The organism is Acidovorax sp. KNOB132 (assembly GCF_057541515.1).
Genome location: NZ_BAAJYT010000220.1, coordinates 1 through 5,858, shown reverse-complemented (window position 1 = coordinate 5,858; position 5,858 = coordinate 1). Strand labels below are relative to the sequence as shown.

7 protein-coding genes and 1 pseudogene are annotated in these 5,858 nt (G+C 68.8%); 5 read left to right on the top strand and 3 right to left on the bottom strand.

All coding sequences use genetic code 11. The annotated features are described in order from the left end of the window. Positions 1–134: 134 nt before the first annotated feature. Together AC27IO_RS19340 and AC27IO_RS19335 are read left to right on the top strand one after the other, a co-directional pair. A complete protein-coding gene (locus AC27IO_RS19340) occupies positions 135–1,205 on the top strand; it encodes a sensor histidine kinase (protein ID WP_498740260.1) in 1,071 nt (356 codons plus the stop codon). Further along, the gene (locus AC27IO_RS19335) at positions 1,202–2,041 is read left to right on the top strand and encodes a LytR/AlgR family response regulator transcription factor (RefSeq protein ID WP_498740258.1); all 840 of its coding nucleotides are present in this window, start codon (positions 1,202–1,204) and stop codon (positions 2,039–2,041) included. The genes AC27IO_RS19340 and AC27IO_RS19335 overlap by 4 nt, the downstream gene beginning before the upstream one ends. A 71-nt stretch (positions 2,042–2,112) precedes the next feature. Here AC27IO_RS19335 and AC27IO_RS19330 read toward each other — a convergent pair whose 3' ends face one another. Both AC27IO_RS19330 and AC27IO_RS19325 read right to left on the bottom strand, forming a co-directional pair. Beyond that, on the bottom strand, positions 2,113–2,745 hold the full coding sequence (locus AC27IO_RS19330) for a LysE family translocator (protein ID WP_284394813.1): 633 nt from the start codon (positions 2,743–2,745) through the stop codon (positions 2,113–2,115). 135 nt (positions 2,746–2,880) lie between these two features. Further along, positions 2,881–3,534 carry an ABC transporter ATP-binding protein gene (locus tag AC27IO_RS19325; RefSeq protein ID WP_498740255.1) on the bottom strand — a complete coding sequence of 218 codons (654 nt, stop codon included), beginning with the start codon at positions 3,532–3,534 and terminating at the stop codon, positions 2,881–2,883. A gap of 136 nt (positions 3,535–3,670) precedes the next feature. Between AC27IO_RS19325 and AC27IO_RS19320 the strand changes: the two genes are divergently transcribed. From AC27IO_RS19320 to AC27IO_RS19310, 3 genes are all read left to right on the top strand, one after another. Beyond that, entirely contained in the window at positions 3,671–4,039 is a 369-nt protein-coding gene (locus AC27IO_RS19320) for a hypothetical protein (RefSeq protein ID WP_317351959.1), read from the top strand. Positions 4,040–4,152: 113 nt separating this feature from the next. Beyond that, positions 4,153–4,878 (top strand): DUF8616 domain-containing protein, encoded by a 726-nt coding sequence (locus AC27IO_RS19315; RefSeq protein ID WP_498740253.1) that lies wholly within the window; start codon positions 4,153–4,155, stop codon positions 4,876–4,878. Between the two features lie 53 nt (positions 4,879–4,931). Beyond that, complete coding sequence (locus AC27IO_RS19310; RefSeq protein ID WP_498740252.1) at positions 4,932–5,579, top strand: hypothetical protein; 648 nt, start codon at positions 4,932–4,934, stop codon at positions 5,577–5,579. Between the two features lie 22 nt (positions 5,580–5,601). On the opposite strand, the pseudogene AC27IO_RS19305 reads toward AC27IO_RS19310, so the two are convergent. Further along, positions 5,602–5,858 (bottom strand): annotated as a pseudogene (locus AC27IO_RS19305) (TOBE domain-containing protein); the annotation flags it as partial.

Sequence of the window (5,858 nt, the reverse complement as noted above, 5' to 3'; positions counted from 1 at the left end):
CACGCCCGCCTGCTGGAGCGCGAGCGCGCCGCCCTGCGCCAGGCCCTGCAGCGGCGCTGACCGGGCGCACGGCCGCCGCCAGGAGTGCCCCCACAATCGGCCCACCAGAAGCTTTTCCTTTCTCCAGCGCCGCCATGCAGCACTTCAGCCTTCGCCAATCCATTCGCCACGGGCTGGTGATCGCCGCGTTCTGCGCCGCCATCGCCGGCATCCAGCTCGCCTACGGCCGGGGACCGTGGGACGTGCAGCTCGTGTACTCCCTGGCCATCGGCCTGCCGAGCTGGCTGCTGATCGACATCGGCCGCCTGTGGCTCTCACGCCATAGCCCCATCCCGTGGCCCCTGGGCTGGCGCGGCTGGGCGCTGGTCGCGGTGGGCGGCTCCATCGGCTTTCAGTTCGGCTCGGCCCTGGGCGATGCCTACCGCGAGAGCATGCACCCCGGCCTGACCCTGGCGTCGGCAGGCGGCCCCAGTTCGGCCATGGTGACGACGGTGCTGGCGTGCCTGGCGCTGTCGTTCTTCTTCTACGCCCAGGGCAAATCGCGCTTTCTGGAAGGCAAGATCGCCGAGGTCGAACGCGACGCCGCCGAGGCGCGCCTCAAACTGCTGGAGGCGCAGCTGGAGCCGCACATGATGTTCAACACCCTGTCCAACCTGCGCGTGCTGATCGCCGCCGACCCGCCCCGCGCCCAGGCCATGCTGGACCACCTGATCGACTACCTGCGCGCCACGCTCGGCGCCTCGCGGGCCACGCTGCACCCGCTGGCCGACGAATTCGCCCGGCTGCGCGACTACCTGGAACTGATGTCGGTGCGCATGGGCCCGCGCCTGGCCTACACGCTCGACCTGCCCGAAGCGCTCGCCCGCGTGCCCGTGCCGCCGCTGCTGCTGCAGCCGCTGGTGGAAAACGCCATCCGCCACGGCCTGGAGCCGAAGGTGGAAGGCGGCAGCATCCACATCGCCGCCCGGCCATTGCCCGACGGCCTGCTGGAACTGCTGGTGCAGGATTCGGGCGCCGGGCTGGCCGCGGGCGGCACCGCACCGTCCGGGCCACCCGGCCCGGCGCGCCAGAGCTTCGGGCTGCAGCAGGTGCGCGAGCGGCTGCACACGCTGTACGGCGAGCAAGGCACTATTAATTTGATAGCACAACGCCCTAGTGGAACATGCGCCAGGGCCGTATTTCCCTTGAATCCCCCGCTGCCATGAACCTGCCGCCCTCCCGCGCGCCCCGCGCCCTGATCGCCGAAGACGAACCGCTGCTGGCCGCCGCCCTGCGCCAGGAGCTGGCCCGGGCCTGGCCGGACCTTCAGATCGCCGCCACCGTGGGCGACGGGCTCGCGGCCGTGGAGCAGGCGCTGGACCTGCGGCCCGACGTGCTGCTGTTCGACATCCGCATGCCGGGCCAGAGCGGCCTGGAGGCAGCCGCCGAGCTGGCCGACGCCTGGCCGGCCGACACGCCCTTTCCCGCGCTGGTGTTCGTGACCGCCTACGACCAGTACGCCGTGCAGGCCTTCGAGGCCCAGGCCGTGGACTACCTGCTCAAGCCCGTGCAGCCCGAGCGGCTGCGCAAGGCCGTCCAGAAGCTGCAGGCCACCCTCGCACGGCAGGCCGCGCCCGCCGCGCTGGACTTCGAGGCCACGCTGGCCCGCCTGCGCGCACTGGTGGCACTGCCCGGGGCCGCTGCGCCGGGCATGGCCGGTGCGGCGGCGCACCCCGCCCCGCTCACCGTCATCCAGGCGAGCAGCGGCGCGCAGATCCACCTGGTGCCGGTGGCGGACGTCGTGGTGTTCGAGGCGGCCGACAAGTACGTGCGCGTGCTGACCGCCACGCAGGAGTACCTGATCCGCACGCCCCTCAAGGAACTGGCTGCCCAGCTCGACGCGAACACCTTCTGGCAGGTGCACCGCGGCACCCTGGTGCGCGCCAGCGCCATCGCCTCAGCCGTGCGCGACGAATCAGGGCGGCTGCACCTGCGCCTGCGCGAGCGGCCAGAAACCCTGGCGGTGAGCCGGCTCTACGCCCACCGCTTCAAGGCGATGTAGCGCCCGAATGGCACAAAAGCTGAGGCGAAGCGACCCGGCAGCAAGCGCCGCCGGCCCGCCGAATCACAAAGTCAGCGGTTGGCCGCGAGCAGCAGCCCGCCGGCGCCCATGAAGAATCCGCCCGTCGCCTTGTTCAGCCGCACCACGCCGCGCTGCGAGCGGATCACCCGGCGGATCTGCCGCCCGCCCGTGGCGTACACGGCGGTGGAGACGAACTCGGCCATCAGGTACACCGAGCCCAGCACCAGGAACTGGTGCGCCGCGGGCTGGGCGGGGTCGATGAACTGGGGAAACACCGCGGCGAACAGGATGATCGCCTTGGGATTGGTGATGCCCAGCAGGAACTCCTGCAGGATCAGCGAGCGGATCGGCACCGCAGCCGCCGAGGGCGTGGCCTCGCTGCCCTCCACCAGTTCCAGCCCGCCGAACTCCCGGCTGCGCCACGCCTTCCAGCCCAGCCAGAACAGGTAACACGCCCCCACCCATTTCACGACCGTGAAGGCCGCCTCGGAGGCCAGCAGCATCGCGCCCAGACCCACGGCGGACACCGTCAAAAAGATGGCGAACGCCGCCGCACGCCCGATGGTGGCCACCAACGCCGTGCCCACACCGGCCCGGATGCCGTTGTTCAGGCCGCAGAAATTGTTGGGGCCAGGCGTGAGCGCGATCGCCACGGCCACGGGTGCGAAAAGAAGGGCGTCCATACCAGGCTCCTGAATGGCAACGGAAGGGAAAGAAACAAACAGGCAACAGCGCAGAAGGATCGCAGTGTAGGCGGGGAAGGCGCTCGCCGCGAGCCCCGGCAGCGGCGGGCGGTGCGCACCGTGTCGCCGGGACCCTCAGGGCAAATCGATGACCGCATTCCACGGCACGCCCGCGAGCGCATCGTAGTGCGCCACCAGCACGGTGCCCGGCCCGCCCTGCGCCGCCCGCTGCGCCAGCACCTGCTGCAGGTATTGCACCGAGGGACGGTCCAGGCCGGCCACCGGCTCGTCCACCAGCACCAGCGGCGCCCCGCACGCGAAAGCGGCCGCCAGCAGCGCCTTGCGCCGCGTGCCGGTGGACAGCTGCTCCATGGCCTTGGGCAGGTGGCTTTCCAGCCCGAACCCCGCCACGTGCGCCTGCAGCGCCGAAGCGTCCCATGCCGGATGGCGGCCGGCCAGCGCACCGAACCATGCCCCCGGGCTGGTGCCATCGAGTGCCGTCGCGCGCGGGTCGGCCCAGAACACCGCGCCCGACTCCTTCGCGGCCCGGTCGCTGCACGGCTGCCCGTTCCGCCAGACGGTCCCGCCCTGGGGTTGCAGCTCCCCGGCCAGCAGGCGCAGCAGCGTGGTCTTGCCGGAGCCCTCGTCGCCCCGCACCAGCGTCGCGCCCGGCGCGGCATGGGCGGTGAAGCCGTCGAATACGGCCGGGCCCTGCGCGTGGGCAAAGCACAGGCCGTCGCACAGCAAGGTGGCAGAGGGTGTCGTCGAGTCGGGCATAGCGGGGTTCACAGGAGCGAAGGGTGGTCGAGGGAGCCACCCACATGCGTGGGCGCTGCACATTCTGTGGCAAAGCGCGGCCAAACCTGCCCGAAAATGCCCCCTGCCGCGCCGCCCCCGGCGCCTTCCTTCCACAAACCTGAAACCCATGACCCTGCGCTACCTGGAATTCGACTACAGCGAGGACGACGAAGGCACCGGCACCTGGGATGCCATGGCCAGCGTGACCGAAGAGCACCTGCCGGCCCTGCACGCGGAGATCGCACAGGTGCTGGGCTGGGCCCACGCCACTTTCCCGAACCAGAACGGCGCCATCGAGGACGGCGCCGCCTGGGACTACGACCTGCAGGCCGTGCGGGAGGTCTCCGCCGTGCAGTCCCTGGTTTTCGACGAGGCCACCCGGCGCCTCGTTTCCACCGCCGGCAAGCCCGCAGCACCGCGGCATACGGTGACGCTCTCGATCAGCGGTAACGCGGCGTTCTGCGAGGAGTTCCGACCGCGCTTCGGAGGCGAGTGAGCACCCGATGAAGCCGTGAGCGCGGGCCAGCGATCCCCGACCGTCATCCCCATTGCGCATGCCGCTATCATCCCGCGGCCTGCGAAGACGGGCAGAAAAAAGGGAGGTGAATCGTGAGCGTGGCATTCAAAGACCCGTGCGATTCGCAATGTCACGGCATCACGAATCGAATTTCAATGGCATGGACACAATGGCTGCGGAGCGAGCCCGCAGAACCCGTGGTCAACGGGCGAATGCAATATGGACCAGGAAAGGGAATGATCAAACAGGTCTTCGAAGGCCTCGATGCTTCGCAAAAGAGGGTCCGAAAAATCGCGACCATCGACCCGATCAGGAAGAAGATCATCCTGATCCAGCCCGGGGATAAGGTGCTCTATCAATCCGGACTCAGGGAAAAGGGTGTTGCGGGTTATGTGTATGTATTTGCCCATGCCACAGCAAAAAGCATTCAGGGAATGATCCATGGCATGGAAGTGGCCGACACGATCCGGCGCAGCGGCCTCTGGCACGGAGAGCCGGTTTTGATCGACGCATGCAATGCGGGAGCCACGTCCGATGGCATCGCAAGTGAATTGGCCCAAGTGTTGCGAACGCATGTCACGGCGCCCACGACAACCACCTGGAATTATCCGCTGGGCGGTTCTGCGGTGGGGCAAGGGGCCTTCGAGAAGCTCCCGGGCGTATTGGCGATGCTCCCCATTCCCGACCTGTTGCGTCCAGGCGTATGGCGAACCTGGGGGCCCGATGGACAACCCATTGCAACGGCCCCGACCTCTCCGCGCGATACCGGCGATCTGCTGAAAGGGGCCTTGATGCAGAAAATGGGGAAGCGCCGATGATTCGCCGTTGGAAAAAATGGGGGGCAGGCACCCGAATCGCTCTGGTCCTTTCCTTGCTGGTCGGCGCCTGGACCGCGTGGTGGTGGATCGATAGCGCCGTCACCTGCGACCAGCAGGATGAATACTCGTATCACGGCTTTTGCCTGATGGAGTTGCAACGCCGCGCCGAAAGCGGCGACAACCCGGCGCAGTGGGCTTACGGCAATTACCTGGCAGGCATTCCGCCCTTCGACCAAGCCTACGAGTGGCATCTGAAAGCCATGCACGGCGCGCGCATCGGCCTGGAGTTGCGTCGCAGCATGGACGCCTACTGCGACAAGGTTCCCGGCTTCGACGCGCGCACGGTGGAGTCCGTCATGCAGCGCATGGTCCGCACCAGTCCCGATGCCCATTTGCGGCTGTTCCAGTTGTATCTTTCCCCGCCCCCCTGCAGCGCGTTCAGCCTGGATCAAGCCAGCGCACAGATCCCCTTGCTCACCCAATGCGCCCACCTCACCCTGGCCGAATACTTCCGGGCCGTGGAGCGGGAGCGATACACCCTTTCAGCTGCAACGCGGGCGGCCATCCGGAGCAACCTGGATCGCTGCGAAAACGAACTCGCCCACCCCCCACCAGAAGCCCCCACGGTGCGTGAGTTCATGCCATTGCAGCCGAAGGACATCGAGGCGCTTCGGCGCAGCCTGGACAAGACCGCTCCGTGACCCGGACCCAGTCGAAATCCGGTCACCCCGTGACGGCCAGCACCACGGCCGACTCGTCCACCGCCATCGCCACACGAGCACGGGCCCGCAGGCCGCTCGACGGGGGCGCGAACCCCACCATGTGCACCCCGGCGTCCAGCGTGGCCGAAACCTCGTCGCCCGCCGGCCCGCGCGACACGCGCGATGCCCTGGCCGGCCAGGCGTTGTCGGCAGCCGATGCCGGCAAACCGGCCTGAACGCGCACGGCCGCGGCCTTGCACAGCGCGAGCACGGGCAGGC